Source organism: Pseudomonas sp. SIMBA_067, assembly GCF_046534675.1.
Classification (GTDB): Bacteria; Pseudomonadota; Gammaproteobacteria; order Pseudomonadales; family Pseudomonadaceae; genus Aquipseudomonas; species Aquipseudomonas putida.
In genome coordinates, this window is sequence record NZ_JAWRYH010000766.1 from 1 (window position 1) to 258 (window position 258).

1 pseudogene is annotated in these 258 nt (G+C 68.6%); it reads right to left on the reverse strand.

Annotation, left to right across the window (positions count from 1 at the left end):
* Window positions 1–181, reverse strand: a pseudogene (locus SB765_RS31240) (5-formyltetrahydrofolate cyclo-ligase); the annotation flags it as partial.
* Between the last annotated feature and the right edge of the window lie 77 nt (window positions 182–258).

Here is a 258-nt window from a genome sequence, read left to right on the forward strand (position 1 = left end):
TTTCGCCGTCGTTGGGCAAGTACAAGGCGATGTGCCGGGCGCGGCGGAACAGCGGGTCTTGCGCCAACTGGCGGTACAGGCCGAGGGCGGCCTGGCGCTGCTGGGCAGGCGTCAGTGCGCGGCGGGCATTGCGCAGCAGGCGACGGAGCTGGGGGCGGGTAGGCGGCGCGGTGTCGGTCATGGCACGGGCGTTCCCAGTTGTCGCTACTGGTGTGGAGTCTGCCCGCAGCAAATGCAGGCAAGAGAAATAAGGCTCCC